The sequence below is a fragment of the Gemmatimonadaceae bacterium genome (assembly GCA_035533755.1).
GTDB lineage: Bacteria > Gemmatimonadota > Gemmatimonadetes > Gemmatimonadales > Gemmatimonadaceae > JAGWRI01.
The window spans coordinates 60607-81316 of the sequence record DATLTC010000030.1 but is presented as its reverse complement, the minus strand read 5'-3'; the positions used below and the strand labels follow the sequence as shown (position 1 = coordinate 81316).

Sequence of the window (20710 nt, the reverse complement as noted above, 5' to 3'; positions counted from 1 at the left end):
AAACAGACGGCAACCGCCCCCAGCCGCCTCGGCTCACCCCTCCCGGCCGGCCGGAACAGGGGCCAAAATCCCCTCCCAAAATCCGCAAACACCTGATTCTGGGGTGGCTACCCCACACGCTTCCACTTGGTGCCCGACGGCGTATCCTCGATCGCGATTCCCCGCTCCGTGAGCTCCGAGCGGATCCGGTCGGCTTCCGCAAAGTCCCGCCGCGCACGGGCTTCCCGCCGCGCCACCAGTTGCCCCTCCACCCACGCCACCAGCGCCGGATCGTCCACGGTGCGGTCGGGAATGAGGTCGAGCACGCCGTTCATCCGGGCAAATGCCGCGCGGGCCACGCCCAGCGCCGCCGAGTCCGATCCGCGACGGTCGAGCTCGGCGTTGGCCGCGCTGATGAACGTGAACAGCGCCCCAACGGCCCGCGGCGCGTTGAGATCGTCGAACAGCGCCGCCTCGAACGCCGCCACGGCGTCGCCCGCCGCCGCGGCCAACGCCGGCGTGCCGCCCGCGGCCTGGGCCAACCGCTCCGCGAAATCGCCCACCCGCCGCACCGCTTCGCCGCTCGCGTCGAGCGCGTCGTCGGACAGGTTCAGCTCCTTGCGGTAGTGCGCGCTGAACACGAAGTGGCGGATGGCCGCCGCCGACACGTGCGCCTCGCGAAGCCCCTGCACGGTGCTCACGTTCCCCACCCGCTTGGCCATCTTCGTGCCGTCGGTGAGCAGGAACGCCCCATGGCACCAGAACCGCGCGAACGGCTTGCCGGTGGCGGCCTCGGACTGCGCGATCTCGTCCTCGTGGTGCGGGAACACGAGATCGACCCCGCCGGTGTGGATGTCGAGCGTGTCCCCCAGCAGATCCATGGCCATCGCCGAGCATTCCAGATGCCAGCCCGGGCGCCCGCGGCCCCACGGGGACTCCCACGCCGCGCCCACCCGCTCGTCCTCGTCCTTGGCCGCCTTCCACAGCGCGAAGTCCTGGGCGTTCTCCTTGGCGTAGTCGTCCTGCGCCACGCGCGCGCCGGCCTTGATCTCGCGCGTGTCGAGGCGCGACAGGCGGCCGTACTGCGGAAACCGGGCGATGGCGAAGTACACCGATCCGTCGTCGGCTTGATAAGCGACGCCCGCCTTCACCAGCCGTTGGACGAGCGCGATCATCTGCGGGATGAACTCGGTGGCTCTGGGATACGCCTCGGCGGGTTCGATGCGCAGGTACTCGCGGTCGGCCTGGAAGACGGTCGTGATCGGCCCCGTGATCTCGCCGATCGTCACGCCCTGCTCCGACGCGCGCTTGATGATCTTGTCGTCGACGTCCGTGAGATTCATCACCTGGCGCACCTTCCACCCGCGCAGCCTGAGCGCGCGGCGCAGCAGGTCGTTGAACAGGAACGTGCGGAAGTTGCCCAGATGCGCGGGGTTGTAGACGGTGGGTCCGCAGCTGTAGAAGCGTACGGTGTCCCCGTCGGCGGGCGCGAACGGCTCCACCTGTCGAGTGAGCGTGTTGTAGAGGCGGAATTCCGGCGCCGGCATGACCATCGTCACAATGTAGTGGAGGGCGCCAGCGGGATCGGCACGGTGGGCACCTGGTCGCGCGCGAACGCGGCCTGCACGCGGCGCCGCAGTTCGCCGGCCGTGGCGTCGAGATCCCCCGGCTTGACGCGCGTGGTGATGCCGAGCGTCACGGTGCCGGGGCCGAACTTCTCGATGCCGGTGACCGTGGGCGGGTCGAGCAACCGGGTCGCCCAGGCCGCGTCGCCGGCCAGCCCACCAGCCACGGCGCCCAGCGTCTTGGCCGCGGCTTCGGCGGCATGCCAGGGCACGTCCACGCTCACCGAGGCGCGGCGCCAGGCGCGCGACAGGTTGGTGACCTGCAGGATCTGGCCGTTGGGAATGATGTGCAGCGCGCCGGTGGCGGCGCGCACGTACACCAGACGCAGCGTGAGGTCCTCCACCGTGCCTTCCACGCCGCCGATGCGCACGGCGTCGCCGAGCCCGAACTGGTGCTCGAACTGGAGGAAGAACCCGGTGACGTAATCGCGCACGAGGCTCTGCGAACCGAACGAGATCGCGAGGCCGAGCACGCCCGACACGGCGAGCAGCGGGTTGGTGTCGACCCCGAAGGCGTGCAGCGCCATGATGCCGCCGACGACCACGACGAGGGTGCGCCCCGAATTGCGCAGCAGGAGGGCGAGCGTGCGGGCGCGCTGCTCGCGGGCCGGCCCCCATTCCTCGCCGCGCGCCGAGCGCGCCATCGTCTCGATGCGCGCGGCGACGACGCGCACGGCGATCCAGGCCACGGCGCAGGCCACGAGGATGACGCCGAGCTGCTTGGCCGACTCGGCGAGTTCGCCAAGCGTATACGGAACGTGCACGGGCCCCTGCAGGGCGACGACAGCCGGGAAAAGCACCCGGAGAAGCTAGGCGTTCTCCCGCGGCATGGTCAACGGACCTCCGGGCTGGCCGGCGCTTCGGCCACGCGCGCCGACGCCGGACGATGGCCGGCCTCGCCCATGGAATGCAGCACGCCGTCGCGGAGTTCGACGACGCGGTCCGCGAGCGCGGCTAGGGCGATGCCGTCGCGGCCGGCGAGGAGCACGGCGCCCCCGGCCGCCGCGTGTGCGCGCAGGCGATCGCGGACGGCGGCGCGGGACCCGGCGGCGAGGGCGTCGCAGGTGCCGTCGAGGAGGAGCAGGGCGTGTTGCGTGGCGAGTCCGATGGCGAGCGCCAGGCGCGCCCGCTCGTCGGTGGTGAGCGCCACCTGCGCCGTGTCGGCGGCCGCCGCCAACCCGAGCGCGCCGATCATCTCGGCCAAGCGGCAGGGATCGACGGCGGAATCGCTGGACGCCCGCTCGATCACGTCGCGCACGGTATCGAACGGATACGCGGCCGGCGACAGGGACACGACGCGGGGGCGCTGCGCGGCCGGCCCCCAGTGCAGGGCGCCGGCGTCGGGGCGCGCGAGTCCGGCCACGCAGCGGACCAGCGTGGTCTTGCCGGCGCCCCGCGCTCCGGCGATGCCGACGATGTCGGCCGGTGCGAGCTCGAGGTTCACGCCGCACAACACGCGCGCCACGGCCGAGCAGCCGGGTGTGCCTGCGGCATACTGCTTTCGGAGTCCTCGCGCGGAGAAGTGCATGGGCGGCGGTGTTGGCGGTGGGCGCGACGTGCGGTTGGCCCGGGGACTGTGCACCCTGGAGCCGGCCGGACCGCCATCGGAATGGCGCACCGAGGCGCAAAACGTCCGCGCGCGCGCCCGACCGCGGCGCCGTCGGCTCAGCGCGGACGCGTGCGGTGAAAGGCGTCGATGGCGTCGACCACCGGCGCCGGATCGAACCGCACCGGATCGGTGGTGGGGAGGCCGGTGTCGCGGGCCGTGCGCTCCACCGCCGCGCGCGCGGCGGCGTCGTCCATGTCGTACGTGTTGAGGGCGACGGCGATCACGGGAGCGGGGCGCAGCACCACGCGCTCGTGGAGCCGGATGAATTCGGGCAGCGGCGGAATGGCCATCCACTCGTTGTGGCGGATGGCGGTGCGCGACGGTTGCGCGCACATCACCTGCGCGTGGGGAAGCGCGCCGTGCAGGAGTCCGTACGTCACCCCGGAGTAGCTGGGATGGATGATCGAGCCCTGCCCTTCGACGAGCACGATGTCGGCGTCCCTGGCGGCGTCGAGCACGAGGCGTTCGGCGGCGCCGGCGATGAAGTCGGCGATCACGGCGTCCACCGAGATGCCCCGGCCGTCGACGAGGATGCCGGTCTGTCCGGTGCCGGCGAACGCGACGCGGTGGCCCTTGGCGCGGAGTCCGTCGAGGAGTTGGAGGGCCGCCGTCATCTTGCCGATGTTGCAGTCGGTGCCCACGGTGAGGACGACCGTGGCGGCCACGTCGCGCACGCGGCCGCGGGCCACCTCGAGATCGCGCGGCGGACGCCGCAGGTCGTGGATCGTGGCGCCGGACGACGTGGCGTGGGCGGTGAATTCCGGGTCGTCGCCGAGCAGGGTGTGGAGTCCGCTCCATACGTCGAGCCCGTCGTCGAGCACGCGGCGAATGATGCCGCGCCACTCGGGCGGGAGCTGGCCGCCCTGCGGGGCGATGCCGATGAGCAGCGCATTGGGGCGATGGGCGAGGCCCTCGTCCACCGAGCCGACCACGGGGATGGCGCCGCCGAAGCCGAGCACCTGCTGCGCGGTCTTGCCGCGCTGGGTGGAGTCGAGGACCGCGGCCACGCGGTCGGGGGTGTAGCGGATGCAGGCGTTCGCGGTCTTGGAGCGAACCGGATTGAACGCACCTTCGGCGAGGATCAGGAAGCGCGGACGGGGGGTCATGCGGCGTGGCGGAGCGCGGTCAGGGGGAAGCGGGCGGGAATCGCTCGGAGGTCAGGAGCGACGGGGCCGGCGTCGCCTCGGGATCGACCACCAGCCCGCCGTCGTAGATGCCGTGAATGAGGATCCGACGCATGAGCACCATGACGATGGCGAGCGTGGGCACGGCGATCAGCAATCCGACCGGCCCGAGGAGTTCGCCGATCACGAGCACGCCGAGGATGCACAGCACCGGCGGGAGATCGACTTTCTCGGACATCACCAACGGCGAAACGAGATTGCCTTCGATGAGGTGGATGACCACGCCCAGTCCGAGCACGAGCAGCGCGCGGGTGCCGCCGTCGGGCGTATTGAGCACGAACAACGCCGGCAGCGTGGTGGAGAGGAGCGTGCCGAAGAACGGCACGATCGCGGCCAGCCCAGTGAACACACCGAAGGTGAGGGCATAGGGAACGTTGAGGGCGTAGAGGCCGATGCCGGTGAGGATGCCGAGCACCGTCATCGTGAAGAGCTGGGCAACGATGAAGGCGCGGAGCGTATCGCCGAGCTCGCCGAGCAGGTGGCGGACGAACCGGCGCCGCACCGGCGGGAAGAGCGACACGGTCAGGTCGCAGTAGACCTCCGGGTGCACGGCGAGATAGATGGCCATCACGCCCACGGAGAAGATGCTGATGGCCACGTGGACGCCGGCGAACAGCTTGGGCACGACGTCCTGGAGGGTGTTGGTGAGCTGGTCGTAGAGCGCGAGCACGATGCTGTGCTGGCCCGGCTGGATGGTGTCGGCCAGGGCGGGAATGCGCGCGATGGTGGTTTCGAGGGTGGTCTGCCACGTGCTGATGTACTGGGGCAGCAGCTTGAGCAGTTCCTGCGTCTGCGTGACCACAGGGGGCACGAGCATGTTGGCGAGCAGGACGAGGGCCCCGATACTGACCAGGAGGGCCGCGGGGAACGCCAGGCGGGCCGGCAGACGCAGGTGCCGCCGCAAGGCACCGGCGAGCGCATTGAGATAGAGCGCGATGAGGATGCCCAGGAACAGCAGCATCAAGACATCGGCGACGGACCCGACCAGCCACAGGATGAGGACGGTGAGGACCGTCGCCGCGAGCGCGGGCGCGTATCTGAAACGCCGCTGGGTCTCGGCGCTCAAGTCGTCTTCTTCTCTTCCGGAAGCTCCTCGATTTCCGCCGCGACGGTCTCATCGCCGCCGGCGCCGATCTGTTTGGCCTGGCCACCCGATGCGGCGGGGAGCATGCCCATCTTCTGCTTGAGGGCGAACAGTTGCTGGTCGACGCTGCCGGCCACCGCGCCGCGCTCGAGTTGCTTGAAGTCGCGCTGCAGCGTGTCGCCGGAGAACTCGTCGTCGATCTCGGCGGCGGCCTTGAGTTGCCGCTCGTTGGTCTCGATGCGCTCCTCCATGCGATTGAACGCTTCGAACGCCGACTTCTCGGAGAGCGACGACATCGTCTCGGCAATGCGCTTCTGCGCCTGGGCGCGGCGCTGGCGCGCCACGAGCAGGTTCTTCTTGCGCTTGGCCTCTTCGATCTTGTCGTTGAGGTCGCGGAGCGAGTTCTTGAGCTTCTCGGTTTCCTGGCGATGCGCGTCCCAGGTCTGCTCCAACTGCTGGCCGTTGTTCTGGTGCTCGGCCTGGCGCACGAGGGCCTGCTTGGCCAGATCGTCGCGGTTCTCCTGCACGGCGAGCATGGCCCGGCGTTCCCAATCCTGGGCCTGCTTGTATTCGGTGTCGGCCTGATCGCGCAGACGCTTCTCGTCGGCGATGGCCGTGGCCACCTGCTGCTTGGCCTTGGCGAGCTGCGAGCGCATGTCCGCGAGAATCTGCGTGAGCATCTTCTCGGGATCTTCCGCCTTCGAGATCAGATCGTTGATGTTCGAGCGGAGGAGCGACGACAGTCGATCGAAAATACCCATGGGTCAGTGTGCCTCGCGGTACGAGCCCAGCTCGCGCATGTGCGACGCCAGCGCCAGGGTCATGCTCTCATAGCTCGCCAGAAATTCGTCGTAGTCCAGGTGTTCCAACTCGAGGGCTTCGGTGAGGACGACCGAATCGCCCTGGATGCCGTACGAGCCATGGAGCAGATCGCTGGCGTTCATCTCCAGCAGCCGGCGACTCAGCGTGGCGAGCGCCCCATGCTGGGTTGGCAGGGTCATCACCTTCACCCGCAGCAGGACCACCGGCGGGGAGTAGTGGACGACCACGTCAAAGTCCTGGGAGCCACCGGGCTTGACGACCCAGAGACCGGATTCGATCTCCTCGTGCGTCGCCCCGTCCACGCTCAGGCGGTCGAGAAAGCCTTCGATTTCGTCCTTGGTGACCATCGGCGCTATCCGTGTGATACTCTGGTAAGACCTTACGGAACCATCGCGGCGGCGTTTCAAGCACCCTGGGGTCAAGCTACCGCTGCGCCGGGGGGCGGGCAACGGCCCAGGGGGATCTGTTCTATAGAACGCGCCAGCCCCGGGGGCGCAATCGCGCGCGGGCGCGGTCGGGGTCGAGGGTGGCGAGGAAGCTGGGGCTCTCCCAGCTCGCCACGAGCGACGACCCACCGGGCGGACCCACCCGGGGGCCCCAGAATCCCGCCCCCACGGCCAGGATCCGATACCCGTGGTGCTCCAGCATGCGCGACACCGCGCTCGGATACCGCTCGTGGTCCTCGTACACCACGTCGCGCACCCGGTGCTCGGCGAGCAGCGACTGGCCGCCGCGCAGTACGGCGGGCTCGTGTCCCTCCACGTCCAACTTCATGACGCCCACCCTGGCGCCATCGAGGACGAATGTATCGAGGCGCGCGAGGTGGATGCGGCGGCGTTCGCCGCGGCCGGTGCTGCCCGGCCCGGCCACCTCGGCGACGCCGCGATTCCATTCATAGGACGGCGGGAGGAGGAGTTCGCCTTCGCCGTCGTGATCGGAGAGGGCGGCGGCCGAGATGTCGATGGCGGCCACGCCGGCGGCCGACCGCCAGAGTTCCACGTTGTGCGCGAGCTCGGCGCGAACCTCGTCGTTGGGTTCGAACGCCAACACGCGACCGGCCGCGCCCGTGCGCCGGGCGAGCAGCGCCGTCATCTGTCCGATGTTGGCGCCGACGTCGAGCGCCAGTTCCCCCGGATCGGCCAGCCGCCAGAGCACCTCGGCAACGCCGAGGTCGAACACGCCCAGCTGCTGCAGCGACAACCCGATCGCGTCGCCCGCGAAGCAGCGGATGGACATGCCCCAGGGCAGCCGCACCGTGACGCGGTCCACCGATTCGCGGCGCAGGCGCCAGGCGATCCGCCGCGCCAATTGGGTGGGACGGAAGAAGTAGTGCGGCTTGATCGTCCCGCGCGCCATTTCGGCGAATCGCATGTCAGGCGCCGGACCGCTTGATCTGCACCAGCCGTTCGCGCGCCAGGCGGCGCCCGGTCGGCGTGGCGGCCAGGCCGCCGCCCGCGGTTTCCCGATAGCGCACATCCATCTCGCGGCCGATCTCGCCCATCACGTCGATGACCTCGTCCGACGGGATGGCGAATTCGATGCCGGCCAGCGCCATCTCGATCGCGGCCAGCGCGATGGCGGCGCCGGTGGCGTTGCGGAACACGCACGGGAGTTCGACGAGACCGCCGAGCGGATCGCAGATGAGGCCGAGGGTGGCCTGCTGCGCGAGGGCGACGGCGTGGCCCACCTGGGCGGGGGAACCGCCGAGCATCTCGGTGGCGGCGCCGGCGGCCATTCCGGCGGCGGCGCCCGTCTCGGCCTGGCACCCGCCCTCGGCGCCGGAGAGCGAGGCCCGTTCCGCCACCACGGCGCCGATGAGGCCAGCGGTAGCGAGCGCGTCCACGAGTTGTTCGTCGGTGATCGGGCGGGCGGCGGCGAGTCCGGTGAGCACCGCCGGGAGGATGCCGGCGCCGCCGGCGGTGGGCGCCGCGACGATGACGCCCATGGCCGCGTTCACTTCCTGCACGGCGAGGGCGCGGGCGAGCACGTCGCGGAATGGCGTGCCCGACAGCGGACCGGCGGGCCCGGTGCGCAGCTTGGCCGCGTCTCCGCCCACGAGGCCCGACGCGGAGCGCAGGTCGCCGGCCATGCCGCGCGCCACGGCGTCGCGCATGACGTGGAGCGCGCGGCGCAGGGCGTCGCGGATCTCCTGCACGGGGCGTCCCTGATCGCGGGCTTCGGTTTCGAGGGCGAGTTGGGCCAGCGTCTTGCCCTGCGCCTCGGCGTCGCGAATGGCTTCCACGAGAGAGCGATACATGTCAGCCGCTCACTTTCTCGAGCCGGTGCGCCCAGCGCACCCAGGGGAGCGCGCGGATGTGCTCGCGCACGCGCTCGTCGGGCGGCTCGTCCACTTCGATGACCATGAGCGCGTCGCCGCCGCGGTGTTTCCGGCTGAGCCGGAGGGTGGCGATGTTGAGGCCGTCGTCGGCGAGGATGGTGGCGATGCGGGCCACGGAGCCCTTCACGTCCTCGGCCACGAGGACGATGGTGTAGTGGTTGCCGAGCACTTCCACGGGAAAGCCGTCGATCTCGGTGACGTGGATGCGGCCGGCGCCGAGCGACGACCCGAGCATGACGTGTGTGCGCTCGCCGCGTTCGACCGTGATGCGCACCGTATTGGGGTGGGCGTCGTCGGCGATGGTGGTCTTCTCGAAGCGGTACTCGAGGCCGTCGCGCTCGGCGATCTCGAGCGCGTCGCGCAACCGCTCGTCGTCGGGGCGGAAGCCGAGGAGGCCGCCGGCGATGGCCTTGTCGGTACCGTGGCCCTCGCCGGTGCGCGCGAACGAGCCGTGCAACTCGATGCGGGCGCGGTCGGGGGTGCCGCCCACGAGGCAGCGCGCGACGATGCCCAGGCGGCAGGCGCCCGCGGTGTGCGAGGACGACGGGCCCACCATGACCGGACCGATGATGTCGAGCAGAGAGACCATGGAAGTGGGCGGAGAGGGTCGGAGAGCGGGCACGGTGGGCGCGCCGCGCCCGATGGGCGCCGGCGCGAGGTTCACCGCGAGCGGCGTTTCTTTTCAGTACCCCGGTTACGCGACAAAAGGGTCCGCAGGTACTGGCCGGTGTACGAGGCGTCGACCCGCGCCACGTCTTCGGGCGTGCCCGCGGCCACGATCTCGCCGCCGCGGGTGCCGCCTTCGGGCCCGAGATCGAGAATCCAGTCGGCCGTCTTGATGACGTCCAGGTTGTGCTCGATGACGAGCACCGTGTTGCCGCGGTCCACGAGTCGATGGAGCACGTCGAGCAGGAGGCGGACGTCTTCGAAGTGGAGGCCGGTGGTGGGTTCGTCGAGGATGTACAGCGTGCGGCCGGTGTCGCGCTTGGAGAGCTCGGTGGAGAGCTTGACGCGCTGCGCCTCGCCGCCCGACAGGGTGGTGGCGCTCTGGCCCAGGTGCACATAGCCCAGGCCGACGTCGAACAGCGTCTGGAGCTTCTGGTGGATGCGGGGCTGGTTCTCGAAGAAGGCGAGGGCGTCCTCGACCGTGAGTTCGAGCACCTCGGAGACGCTGAGGCCGCGGAACCGCACTTCGAGGGTTTCGCGATTGTACCGCTTGCCCTTGCACACCTCGCACGGCACGTAGACATCGGGCAGGAAGTGCATCTCGATCTTCACGAGGCCGTCGCCCTGGCACGCTTCGCAGCGGCCGCCCTTGACGTTGAACGAGAACCGGCCCGGCCCATAGCCGCGGATCTTGGCCTCGGGCATCTCGGCGAAGAGTTCGCGAATGGGCGTGAACAGCCCGGTGTAGGTGGCCGGATTGGAGCGGGGCGTGCGACCGATGGGGCTCTGGTCGATGTCGATGACCTTGTCCACGTGCTCGAGCCCGGCGATGCGGCCGTGGCGTCCCGGAATGGTGCGGGCGCGGTAGAAGTGGCGGGCCAGGGCGCGATGCAGGATGTCTTCGATGAGCGTGGACTTGCCGGACCCCGACACCCCGGTGACGGCGACGAACAGCCCGAGCGGGATCTCGGCGGTGACGTGGCGGAGGTTGTGCTCCTCGGCGTCCTCGATGCGGATGAGCCGGTCGCGATTCACCGGGCGGCGCGACGCCGGCGTCTCGATGCGCATCTCGCCGCTCAGATACTTGCCGGTGAGCGAGCCGGGGGTGGCGATGACCTCGTCCACCGTACCCTCGGCGATGACGCGGCCGCCGTGCTTGCCGGCGCCGGGCCCGAGGTCGATGACGTGGTCGGCGGCGCGCATGGTCTCCTCGTCGTGCTCCACGACGATGACCGTATTGCCGAGGTCGCGCAGCTGCTCCAGCGTGGCGAGCAGGCGCGCGTTGTCGCGCTGGTGCAGGCCGATGCTCGGCTCGTCGAGAATGTAGAGCACGCCCACGAGGCGCGAGCCGATCTGGGTGGCGAGGCGGATACGCTGGGCTTCGCCGCCGGAGAGCGACTCGGCCGACCGGCTGAGCGTGAGGTAGTCGAGGCCGACGTCGACGAGGAAGCGCAGCCGCTCGCGCACTTCCTTGAGGATGGGGCCGGCGATGCCGGGGTCGAGGCCGGGCGTGCCGGGCGCGCGCAGCGGCAGCTGTTCGAAGAAGGCGCGCGCGGCGGCGATCGGCATCTCGACCACCTGGCCGATATGGCGGTCGCCCACGGACACGGCCAGCGACTCGGGCTTGAGGCGGTAGCCGGCGCACGCTTCGCAGGGCACCGAGAGCATGTACTCCTGCAGTTCCAGGCGCACGGCGTCGGAGCTGGTGTCCTCGTAGCGGCGCTCGACGTTGGCCAGGACGCCTTCCCAGGCGAGGTCCGCGCGGCGCGTGCCGCGCTTGCCGGTGTCGCCGTGGAGGAGGACGTCGCGCACCGGCTCGGGGATGTCGCCCCACGGCGCGTTGAGGTCGAAGTGATACTGGCGCGCGAGGGCCGGGAGGATGACGCGGCGGAGCTGTCCGGTGGGCTCGCCCCACGGCAGGATCACGCCCTCGAGAATGGAGATGCGGGCGTCGCCGAGCACGAGCGGCTCGGCCACGCGCCGGCGGGTGCCGAGGCCGCCGCACTCGGTGCAGGCGCCGAAGGGCGAGTTGAACGAGAACTGGCGCGGTTCGAGGTCGGGGAGCGAGAGGCCGCACACCGGGCAGCCGTAGCGCTCGGAGAAGATCTCGGCGGATTTGCGCGAGGCGTCGTGCACTTCGACGAGGCCGTCGGCGAGCTTGAGCGCGGTCTCGATGGAATCGGTGATGCGGGCGCGGTCGTCGGGGCGGACGGCGGTGCGGTCGACGACCACGGAGATCGTGTGATTCTGGCGGCGGTTGAGCTTGGGCGGGGCCGCCAATTCGATGAGTTCGCCGTCCACGTAGGCGCGGATGAAGCCCTGCTTGCGGACGGCCTCGAAGAGGTCGCGGAACTCGCCTTTGCGCCCCTGGACGAGGGGGGCGCGGATCTCGATGCGGGCGTCGGCCGGCCAGGTGAGGACGATCTCGGTGATCTGCGCGGCGCTCTGGCGCTCCACCGGGCGGGCGCAGTTGGGGCAGTGCGGCGTGCCGGCGCGGGCGTAGAGCAGGCGCAGGTAATCGTAGATCTCGGTGACCGTGCCGACGGTGGAGCGCGGATTGTGGCCGGCGCTCTTCTGCTCGATGGAGATGGCCGGCGACAGGCCCTCGATGGAATCGACGTCGGGCTTTTCCATGAGGCCGAGGAACTGCCGGGCGTACGCGGAGAGCGACTCCACGTACCGACGCTGGCCTTCGGCGTAGATCGTGTCGAACGCGAGCGAGGACTTGCCGGATCCGGAGAGCCCGGTGATCACGGTCAGACGGTCGCGGGGGATCACGACGTCGATGTTCTTGAGGTTGTGCTCCCGCGCCCCGCGGATGATCAACGCATCTTCAGCCATAGCCTGGGAAAGCTGGCCGGTCGGGCGGGAGGAGACAAGCCGGGGGGTTCGGGCGTTATCTTACGGGAACTTCTCTCCCGCCCGCCATGCCTCACACCGATGCCATCGTCGTCCTGACCACCGTCGCCTCCGACGAGGAGGGAGTGCGTCTGGTGCGCGCCCTCCTCGAACGCCGGCTGATCGCCTGCGGCACGCTCCTGCCCGGCGCCCGTTCCCTCTACCGCTGGCAGGGCAAGATCGCCGACGAGCACGAGGTCGTGCTGCTGCTCAAGACCCGATCGGCGCGCCTCGAGACCCTGCAGATGGCGTTTGGCGAGTTGCACCCCTACAAGGTGCCGGAACTGCTCGCCCTCCCCGTTTCCGCCGGATTGGCGAAATATCTGGAATGGATCAGCAGCGAAACCACGCTCGCGCTTGCGTGACGCGATGAGCCGCACGCACGATCGACTGGACCCGCCGGAGTCGGGCCGCCCCGGGGACCGCGGCGCCGGCCGGCCGCCGGTGGAACGCGAGGTGCCCGCGGGGCCCGTGGTGCCGAACGCCGACGCGCCGGGCGCGGCGGCGAATGCGGAGCGGGTCGACGGGCCGGCGCGGCGCGCCGCGCTGGACGAGGTGCGTGAGCGCCTGCAGCGCCGCGACGTGACGGGGGCGATCGCCCGCCTGGACAAGATGCTGGGCGAGACGCCCGACGACGTGGAGCTGCTGTGCGAGCGCGCCACGCTGCATGCGTCGGAGTCGCGGTTCGAGCGGGCGGGGGCGGATCTGCGGCGGGCGGGGCACGTGGCCGAGCACGACGTCCGCGTGTTGCTGGCCAGCGGGCTGCTGGCGTGCAAGCGGGCCCGGTGGCGCGACGCCATCGAGCCGTTGCGCGAGGCGGCCGCGCTCTCGCCGGCCGACGCCGCGGTGCAGTATTACCTGGGCGAGGCGTACAATCACGTGGACGACCTGCTCCCGGCGCTCACCGCCTACGAGCGCGCGGTGGAGTTGGAGCCGGCCAACTGGCGGGCCATGAAGGGCGTGGGCATGGTGCTCGACCGCCTGGGGCGGCGCGACGAGGCCACCGAAGCGCACCGCCGCGCCCGCGAGGCGCGCACCCCGTGATCGAGGTGCGGATCGACGATCTCGCGTTCTACGAAGGCGAGGCGATCGCCTGGCCCGTGGACGCCTCGCTCGGCGCCACCACGCCGCTGTTGCGCCGCGTGGAGCAGGCCGGCGGCGACGCGCTGGCCAAGCGCGCGCCGCTCGTCCAGCCGCTGCCGGTCGGGGCGGCGGTGGTCACGACGGCCGGCGATCTGGGCGTGGAACTGCTCATCCACGCGGTGGTCGGGAGCCACGAGGAGCGGATCACGCGGGACACCGTGCGCCGGGCGCTGGTGAGCGCGATGCAGCGGGCGGTGGATTTCCAGATCGGCGAACTGGCGGTGGCGCCGTTCGGCATCGGCGCCGGCAATCTGGACGTCGAGGACAGCGCCGACGTGATGGTGGGCGTGTTGCAGCAGCACGTGGCGCGGGCGCCGTACCCGCGATCGATCGTCGTGATCGTGGAGAATCCGGTGGAAGAGGCGGCGTGGCGGGCGGCGCTCGCCCTGACGCGGGGGACGCGGTGAGCCGGCGCGGTTGGGTGGGCGCGGCGATCCTGGTGCTGTGGGCCGCCGGCATGGGGGTGCTGATCCGGCGGGAGTACTTCCAGCCGAACGTGGAGCGGCTGGCCGAGGCGGCCACGCGCGTGACGCCGGGCGCGGTGTTCTTCGCGGTGATGCAGGGCGCGCGCCAGGTGGGGTTCGCGTCGTCGACCATCGACACGGTGCCGGGTGGGATCACGTCCACCGATTATCTGGTGGCCGATCTGACCGCGGGCGGCGCGGTGCACCGCCTGCAGGCGCGCACGACGGTGGAGGTGTCGCGCGCGCTGCGCGTGCGCCGGTTCGAGGTGGACGTGCAGTCGGATTCGGCGCCCTTCCATGCCGGGGGGCGGGTGGACGGCGACTCGGTGGTGGTGTACGCGCTGTCGTCGGGGGGCGCGCCGGCCACCGACTCGCAACGGGTGGCGATCGGGGGGCCGATCCTGCTGCCCACGCTCGTGCCGCTGGCGATCGCGCTGGGTGAGGAACCCAAGGTGGGCAAGTCGTACGTGCTGCCGGTGTTCGATCCGACCACGATGGCGCCCAAGGACGCGCGGATCAGCGTGCGCGCCGAAACGACGTTCGTGGTGAGCGACAGCGCGGTGCTCGATTCGACGACGATGCGGTGGCGTGGCGTGCAGCCCGATACGCTCCGCGCCTGGCGGTTGTCCAGCGAGGGCACGAACGGCATCGGCGGCTGGATCGACGATCAGGGGCGCGTGGTGGCGACGACGCAGCTCGGCCTGCGGCTGGAGCGGCGGCCGTACGCGGTGGCATTCGAGAACTGGCGTCTGGACGCCGAAGCGGGCGGCCAGGCGGCGCCCAACGCCGACCGGGACATTCTCGAGACGACGGCGATCGCGGCCAACGCGCGGGTGACGCGTGAGCTGCCGCGGCTCCGGGTGCGGCTGTCGGGCGCCGACCTCGCCGGCTTCGATCTGTCGGGCGGGCGGCAGACCCTGCACGGCGACACGCTGACGATCGTGCGCGAGGATCCGGACAGCCTCGCGCCGCGGTTCCTGCTGGGCACGACGCCGTCGTCGGCGTTGGGGCGGGAGATGCAACCGGCGCCGCTCATCGAGTCGGCCAATCCGCAGATCCACGCGCTGGCGCTGCGGATCCGCGGCGCCGACCGCGACGCGCGCTCGGTGGCCCGGCGCATCAACGCGTGGGTGTACGATTCCCTGGAGAAGAAGATCAGTCTGGGCGTGCCCGACGCGCTGCAGGTGTTGAAGACCCGCAGCGGGGACTGCAACGAGCACACGCAGCTGTACGTGGCGCTGGCGCGGGCGGCGGGCATCCCGGCGCGGGTCGCGGCGGGATTGGCCTACGTGAACGGCAAGTTCTACTATCACGCGTGGCCCGAGGTTTACCTCGGACGGTGGGTAGCCGTCGATCCTACATTCGGGGAATTCCCGGCCGATGCGGCGCACCTGCGGTTCGTGGTCGGCGGGTTCACGCGGCAGGCGGAACTGATCCATCTCATCGGGGTGTTGCGCATCGAGGTCCTGCCCGCCGGCACGCCGGCACGGTGATCGGGCACGCGCGCCCTCCGCTCCTCCACTCTCACACCCGGCCATGATCCGACTCAAGAGCCTCACCAAGCGGTACGGCAGCTTCACGGCGGTGGACGCGATCGATCTCGACGTGCCGCGCGGCGAACTGTTCGGCTTCCTGGGCCCCAACGGCGCCGGCAAGACGACCACGCTGCGCATGATCGCCGGCATCCTGCGGCCCACGGGCGGCACGGTGGAGATCGGCGGCGTGGACATCGACAAGGATCCGATGGCCGCGAAGATGAAGTTGGGGTTCATCCCCGACCGGCCGTTCATCTACGAGAAGCTCACGGGCGCGGAGTTCCTGCGATTCGTGGCGGGGCTGTACGATCAGGAGGGCCCCGAGGTGGAGCACCGGGCGCGCGAGTTGCTGGCGCTGTTCGATCTCGCCGAGTGGCAGGACGAGCTGGTGGAGAGCTACAGCCATGGCATGCGCCAGAAGCTGATCATCTCCAGCGCGTTCGTGCATCGCGCCGAAGTGATCGTGGTCGACGAGCCGATGGTGGGCCTCGATCCGAAGGCGGCGCGCATCCTCAAGGACCTGTTCCGCGAGTACGTCAACCGCGGCCACACGATCATGATGTCCACGCACACGCTCGAGGTGGCGGAGACGCTGTGCGACCGGATCGCGATCATCCAGAGCGGCAGGATCCGGGCGTGCGGGACGATGGCGGAGCTGCGGCAGGGCGCCGAGGGCGGCGCGTCGGGGCTGGAGGACATCTTCCTCAAGCTCACGGGCGAGAACGCGGCGCGCGAGCTGATCGAGGTGTTGAATGCCTGAGGCCGGCGCCGACGCGCTGGCGGCCACCGGCGTCGCCGACCCCTCGCTGTTCCACCTGCTGGAGCCCAAGTGGCTCACGGCGCGGGCGCGCCTGCTGGCCGACGAACGGGGACGGGGCGCGCGGTTCGCCGTGCTGGCGGTGTTCGGGGCGCTGTTCTGGGCGTTCGTGTATTTCCTGCTCTACCGGCTGTTGAACTACTTCCGCGGCGTGGAGGAGATCGGTCCGCTGCTCGCCGGCAAGCTGCTCGGTCTGATCCTGATCGGGTTCTTCTCGATCCTCGTGTTGTCGAACATCATCACGGCGCTGTCGAGCTTCTTCCTGGCGCGCGATCTCGACCTGCTCGTCTCGGGGCCCGTGGACTGGCTCAAGCTGTATCTCGCCAAGCTGCTCGAGACCACGGTCCACTCGAGCTGGATGGTGACGCTGCTGGCGATCCCGATGTTCGCCGCGTACGGGCGCGTGTACGAGGGCGGGTGGTGGTTCCCGCTGGTGAGCGCCAGCGTGTTCCTGCCGTTCCTCATCATTCCGGCGGTGGTCGGTTCGGCGGTGACGCTGCTGCTCGTCAACATCTTTCCGGCGCGCCGCACGCGCGACATCCTGAGCGTGATCGCGGTGCTGGCGGCGGGCGGCATCGTCCTCCTGTTCCGGCTGGTGCGGCCGGAGCGGCTGGCGCGCCCGGAAGGCTTCCGGTCGCTCGTGGACTTCGTGACCGTGCTCCGCACGCCGACGTCGCCGATGCTGCCCAGCGAGTGGGCGGCGCGCGGCGTGATGAGTTGGCTGCAGTACCGGTTGGACTACCTGCCGTTCTACCTGCTGTGGTCGTCGGCGGCGGCGGCGGTGGTGATCGGCGCGCTGCTGCACCGCGCGTTCTACCTCAAGGGGTTCAGCAAGGCGCAGGAGAGCGGCGCGCACTGGGTGCGGGGGACGGCGTTGCGGCGCTTCGGCGCGCTGGTGTTCCGTCCGCTGTCGGTGCTCAAGCGCGAACTGGTGCTCAAGGAGCTCCGGGTCTTCTTCCGCGACACGACCCAGTGGTCGCAGCTCATCCTGCTCGGCGTGCTGGTGGTGGTCTACGTGTTCAACATCAAGTACCTGCCGCTGCACGGCGACGGCATGACGTTCTTCCTCATCAACATCGTGCCGTTCCTGAACCTCGTCCTGGCGGGATTCGTGCTCGCGTCGATCGCCGCGCGATTCATCTTCCCGGCGGTGAGCCTCGAGGGGCGCACGCTATGGCTGCTGCGGTCCAGCCCGATGGAAGTGCGCGACCTGCTGTGGGCCAAGTTCTGGGTGGGCACGCTGCCGCTGCTCATCCTCGCGCTGGCGATCGTCTCGGTGACCGACTACCTGCTGGCGGTGAGCGACTTCATGTTCGCCGTCTCGGTGCTCACGATCACGCTGATGACGTTCGCGGTGGCCGGATTGGCCCTGGGGTTCGGCACCATGTTCCCGCAGTTCGACACCGAGAACGCGGCCCAGATCCCGACGTCATTCGGCGGCCTGCTGTTCATGATGGCGTCGGTGGCGATGATCGGCGGGGTGGTGATCCTCGAGGCCCGGCCGGTCTACTCGTATCTCTCTGCCAGCATGTACCATACGGACCCCGATCCGGTGGAGATGTGGCTCGGATTCGGCGCCGCCGCGCTGTTGTGCGTCGGATGCACATTGGTGCCCATTCGAATCGCGTTGACGAGGCTGTCCGCCGTCGAGCGCTGAGCCCTTCGCGGAATCTTTGCGTGAGCGACCGCCTGCGGACGCGGTGACGCCCGCGCGCCGCCCCGGGTCATTTACGTCACAAGACCGCAGCGGTGTGTCACGCTTCGGTAACCCAGGCTTCGCCCCATCCGGGCGAACGCAGGACCCAGCCCCCCATTTCGGAGGAAGTACATGATCCGCATGCGTTGGTTCGCTCTCGCACTCGCGTGCTGCATGGCTACGACCGTGCACGCGCAATCCACCCAGGACACCGCCAAGCCCAAGGCCGCGATGACCAAGGCCGGCAAGAAGAAGGCCGGCGAGAAGATGGAGAAGAAGGGCGAGAAGATGGAGAACAAGGGCGCCGCGACGTCCAAGGCCGGCGAGAAGCTGGAGAAGAAGGGTGCCGTGGCCTCCAAGGCCGGCGAGAAGGCCGAGGTCAAGGGCGCCGCGATGTCCAAGGCCGGCGAGAAGATGGAGAAGAAGGGCGCCAAGATGAAGAAGAAGGCCAAGAAGGGCGACACCGCAGGGACGAAGAAGGGCAGCTGACGTCGCCCGTGTGAACGAAGCCCCGGCATGCATCGCGCATGCCGGGGCTTTCTCGTTTCCGCATACCCGCGCTGCTCAGCCGGGAAGCGGCGCGCCGCAATTGGAGCAGAAGCGCGCGTCCGCTTCGGGGCGCGGGCCGCAGCGGGGGCACGCCGCGTGCGTGGCGCGATACGCGCGCAGCGCCGCTTCCACGGCATCGTCGTCGCGCGGCACCGCGCGTTCGCGCGCACCACCTTCGTCATCCGTCTTCGCCATCGGCAATCCCTCGCGCTCCGGTTCGTCCGGAGGGAAAAATAGCGGGTACAGCACGATGCCCAACGCCGCGAGCGCGAGGAGCGTGCCCAGGAGCAGCGCGGCGTTCATCGGCGGCTCCGGCCGGCGGGGTCCGCGGCCGTCTCGCGCGCCGGTTCGGCGCGCGGCCACATCACGATCAACCCGCCCAGCGCGATCATCACACCCGCCGCCCACACCCACGCCACGAGCGGGTTGAACGCGATATCCAGCCGGGCCGTGTCGCCGCTCGTGCCGGCGAGCACCACGTACGTGTCGAGCAGCGGCGACGTCCGGATGCCGGCCGACGGCATCGGGTCGGCCAGCGGCTGTCCCTGCGCATCGAGGTACTGGCGGCGCTCGCTCACGATCAGCCCGCGCGGCACGCCGTCGCGCGAACTCTCCACCGACACCGCCGACACGTTGCGGTCGTCGGCGCCGTAGCGCGACACGCCCTGACTCACGAACCGCCACACGTGGCCGTAGGGATCGCCGAGCGTGGCCGCCTCGCCCGCGCGCACGGTGACGGTGTGGCGCGACCGGAGGAACATCCCCGCGAACGCCGTCAGGGCGAGGGCCAGGCCGACGTGCGCCACGTATCCCCCATAGCGCCGGCGGTCGCCGGCGACCACGCGCGCCAACGCCCCACCCGCGCCCTCCCCGTGCTCGGCGCGCCGCGCGCGCGTGGCGGCCGCGAGATCCTGCGCGATCGCGCCGATGACGAGGCCGCCCGCGCACGCGGCGGCCAGCGATCCGGCGCCGCGCGCGCCCAGCACGGCGAGCGTGAGCACGGCCAGTATCGCCGCCGCCACCGGGCCGCGCAGCATGCGCGGCAGCGACGCCGCCGTGGTTCCGCCCCAGCGCAGCAGCGTGGCGAGCGCCATGGCCGCCACCGCCAGCAGCCCGAGCGCGAAGCCGGCGCCGTTCAGGAACCGCGCGCCGCCCGGAAGCGGTGAACCGCGCAGCCAGCCGAATGCGAGCGGCACCAACGTGCCCACGAGCAGCACCGCCGCGATCGCCGCGAGCAGCGCGCTGCCCCACGCCAGTCCTGCCTCGCGACCCAGCCGCGCGCCTATCGTCGCGTCGGGCGCCCCCTGGTGCAGCCGCGCCGCCACCAGGTACGCCGTCCCCCCGACGACGACCAATCCCACGCCGAGCCAGCCGACGAGCGACGAGCGGCTCACGCCGAGCATCGCGCCGCCGGTGCCGCGCCACGCCATGAACGCCCCGAGCAACGACAGCAGGAACGTGGCCGCCACGAGCACCACGCTCCACGCGCGGAGGGCGCCGCGCTTCTCGTACACGGCGAGCGCGTGCAGCACCGCCGAGGCGGCGAGCCAGGTGAGCAGCGACGCGTTCTCGGCCGGCCGCCAACTCCAGTAGCCGCTCTGCGTGGGGTCGCCGTACGTCCAGCGCATCCCGAGCACGATCGCAATCGTGAGCAAGAACCACGCGGCGAGCGTCCACCGCCGCGTGAGGCGCGCCCACGCGGCGTCGAAGCGCCGCGCCACGAGCGCGGCGACGGAGAATGCGAACGGGATCGCCGTCGCCACATAGCCCAGGAAGAGCAGCGGCGGTTGGATGAACAGGCGCGGATCGCGCAGCACCGGATCGAGCCCGCGCCCGTCGGTGGGCATCCACCCGAGCCGGTCGTAGGGGTTGGTGTCGAGGCAGACGATGAGCAACAGGAAGAGCAGCACGGCGCCCATCGTCCCGGTGGCCCACGGCATGAGGTCGCGGTCGCGCCCGCGGTGCGTGAACACGGCGACCGACGCGCAGCCGGCGAGCAGCAGCGACCAGAACAGCATCGCGCCCCCCTGCCCGCTCCACAGCGCCGCCACGGTGTACGCGCGCGGCAGGCTGAAGTTGGTCTGCAGCGCCACGAAGGCGAACGAGAAGTCGTGCGCCAGCAGCGCCGTCCACACGCCGGCGGCGGCCAGCAGCAGCGCGGCGAACGCCACGTAGACGGCCCGCTCGCCGCTGGCCGCGAGATCGCGCCGGCGCAGCGCGCCGCCGGCGAACGAGACGACGGCGCCCCATGCCGCCATCAGCAGCGCGATCCAGAGCGAGAGTTCGCCGATCAGGGTCATG

General features: G+C 70.7%; 20 protein-coding genes. 7 read left to right on the top strand and 13 right to left on the bottom strand.

The genetic code is table 11. The annotated features are described in order from the left end of the window. Window positions 1-107: 107 nt before the first annotated feature. The 11 genes from cysS to uvrA form a co-directional block, all read right to left on the bottom strand. Window positions 108-1532 (bottom strand): cysteine--tRNA ligase, encoded by a 1425-nt coding sequence (gene cysS / locus VNE60_05310; protein HVB30930.1) that lies wholly within the window; start codon window positions 1530-1532, stop codon window positions 108-110. 2 nt (window positions 1533-1534) lie between these two features. Next, window positions 1535-2404 carry a mechanosensitive ion channel family protein gene (locus tag VNE60_05305; protein ID HVB30929.1) on the bottom strand — a complete coding sequence of 290 codons (870 nt, stop codon included), beginning with the start codon at window positions 2402-2404 and terminating at the stop codon, window positions 1535-1537. 32 nt (window positions 2405-2436) lie between these two features. Beyond that, entirely contained in the window at window positions 2437-3132 is a 696-nt protein-coding gene (locus VNE60_05300) for an ATP-binding cassette domain-containing protein (protein ID HVB30928.1), read from the bottom strand. A gap of 137 nt (window positions 3133-3269) precedes the next feature. Continuing rightward, window positions 3270-4319 (bottom strand): DUF1611 domain-containing protein, encoded by a 1050-nt coding sequence (locus tag VNE60_05295; protein ID HVB30927.1) that lies wholly within the window; start codon window positions 4317-4319, stop codon window positions 3270-3272. A 19-nt stretch (window positions 4320-4338) separates the two neighbouring features. After that, window positions 4339-5463, bottom strand: coding sequence for an AI-2E family transporter (locus VNE60_05290; GenBank protein ID HVB30926.1), 1125 nt, complete (start codon window positions 5461-5463; stop codon window positions 4339-4341). Further along, window positions 5460-6242 (bottom strand): PspA/IM30 family protein, encoded by a 783-nt coding sequence (locus VNE60_05285; protein ID HVB30925.1) that lies wholly within the window; start codon window positions 6240-6242, stop codon window positions 5460-5462. Before VNE60_05285 ends, VNE60_05290 begins: the two co-directional genes overlap by 4 nt. 3 nt (window positions 6243-6245) lie before the next feature. Further along, entirely contained in the window at window positions 6246-6650 is a 405-nt protein-coding gene (locus VNE60_05280) for a YbjN domain-containing protein (GenBank protein HVB30924.1), read from the bottom strand. A gap of 121 nt (window positions 6651-6771) precedes the next feature. Further along, window positions 6772-7674 (bottom strand): FkbM family methyltransferase, encoded by a 903-nt coding sequence (locus tag VNE60_05275; GenBank protein HVB30923.1) that lies wholly within the window; start codon window positions 7672-7674, stop codon window positions 6772-6774. Between the two features lies 1 nt (window position 7675). Next, entirely contained in the window at window positions 7676-8560 is an 885-nt protein-coding gene (sdaAA, locus tag VNE60_05270; protein ID HVB30922.1) for an L-serine ammonia-lyase, iron-sulfur-dependent, subunit alpha, read from the bottom strand. A gap of 1 nt (window position 8561) precedes the next feature. Further along, window positions 8562-9230, bottom strand: a complete 669-nt coding sequence (gene sdaAB / locus VNE60_05265; protein HVB30921.1) for an L-serine ammonia-lyase, iron-sulfur-dependent subunit beta — start codon at window positions 9228-9230, stop codon at window positions 8562-8564. Between the two features lie 71 nt (window positions 9231-9301). Next, window positions 9302-12148 (bottom strand): excinuclease ABC subunit UvrA, encoded by a 2847-nt coding sequence (uvrA, locus tag VNE60_05260; GenBank protein HVB30920.1) that lies wholly within the window; start codon window positions 12146-12148, stop codon window positions 9302-9304. Between the two features lie 86 nt (window positions 12149-12234). Here uvrA and cutA point away from each other — a divergent pair, with 86 nt between their 5' ends. From cutA to VNE60_05225, 7 genes are all read left to right on the top strand, one after another. Further along, window positions 12235-12570: a divalent-cation tolerance protein CutA gene (gene cutA / locus VNE60_05255; GenBank protein ID HVB30919.1), complete on the top strand. Its 336-nt coding sequence runs from the start codon at window positions 12235-12237 to the stop codon at window positions 12568-12570. Between the two features lie 4 nt (window positions 12571-12574). Further along, complete coding sequence (locus tag VNE60_05250; GenBank protein HVB30918.1) at window positions 12575-13249, top strand: tetratricopeptide repeat protein; 675 nt, start codon at window positions 12575-12577, stop codon at window positions 13247-13249. Further along, entirely contained in the window at window positions 13246-13755 is a 510-nt protein-coding gene (locus VNE60_05245; protein HVB30917.1) for a macro domain-containing protein, read from the top strand. Before VNE60_05250 ends, VNE60_05245 begins: the two co-directional genes overlap by 4 nt. After that, window positions 13752-15305 (top strand): transglutaminase-like domain-containing protein, encoded by a 1554-nt coding sequence (locus tag VNE60_05240; GenBank protein HVB30916.1) that lies wholly within the window; start codon window positions 13752-13754, stop codon window positions 15303-15305. The genes VNE60_05245 and VNE60_05240 overlap by 4 nt, the downstream gene beginning before the upstream one ends. Before the next feature lie 43 nt (window positions 15306-15348). Continuing rightward, window positions 15349-16107: an ABC transporter ATP-binding protein gene (locus VNE60_05235; protein ID HVB30915.1), complete on the top strand. Its 759-nt coding sequence runs from the start codon at window positions 15349-15351 to the stop codon at window positions 16105-16107. After that, window positions 16100-17821: a hypothetical protein gene (locus VNE60_05230; protein HVB30914.1), complete on the top strand. Its 1722-nt coding sequence runs from the start codon at window positions 16100-16102 to the stop codon at window positions 17819-17821. The genes VNE60_05235 and VNE60_05230 overlap by 8 nt, the downstream gene beginning before the upstream one ends. Before the next feature lie 213 nt (window positions 17822-18034). Beyond that, window positions 18035-18349, top strand: coding sequence for a hypothetical protein (locus VNE60_05225; GenBank protein ID HVB30913.1), 315 nt, complete (start codon window positions 18035-18037; stop codon window positions 18347-18349). 75 nt (window positions 18350-18424) lie between these two features. Here the strand turns inward: VNE60_05225 and VNE60_05220 are convergent, their stop codons facing one another. Then, window positions 18425-18712, bottom strand: a complete 288-nt coding sequence (locus VNE60_05220) for a zinc ribbon domain-containing protein (GenBank protein ID HVB30912.1) — start codon at window positions 18710-18712, stop codon at window positions 18425-18427. After that, on the bottom strand, window positions 18709-20709 hold the full coding sequence (locus tag VNE60_05215; GenBank protein HVB30911.1) for a cytochrome c-type biogenesis CcmF C-terminal domain-containing protein: 2001 nt from the start codon (window positions 20707-20709) through the stop codon (window positions 18709-18711). Before VNE60_05215 ends, VNE60_05220 begins: the two co-directional genes overlap by 4 nt. Window position 20710: the final 1 nt, after the last annotated feature.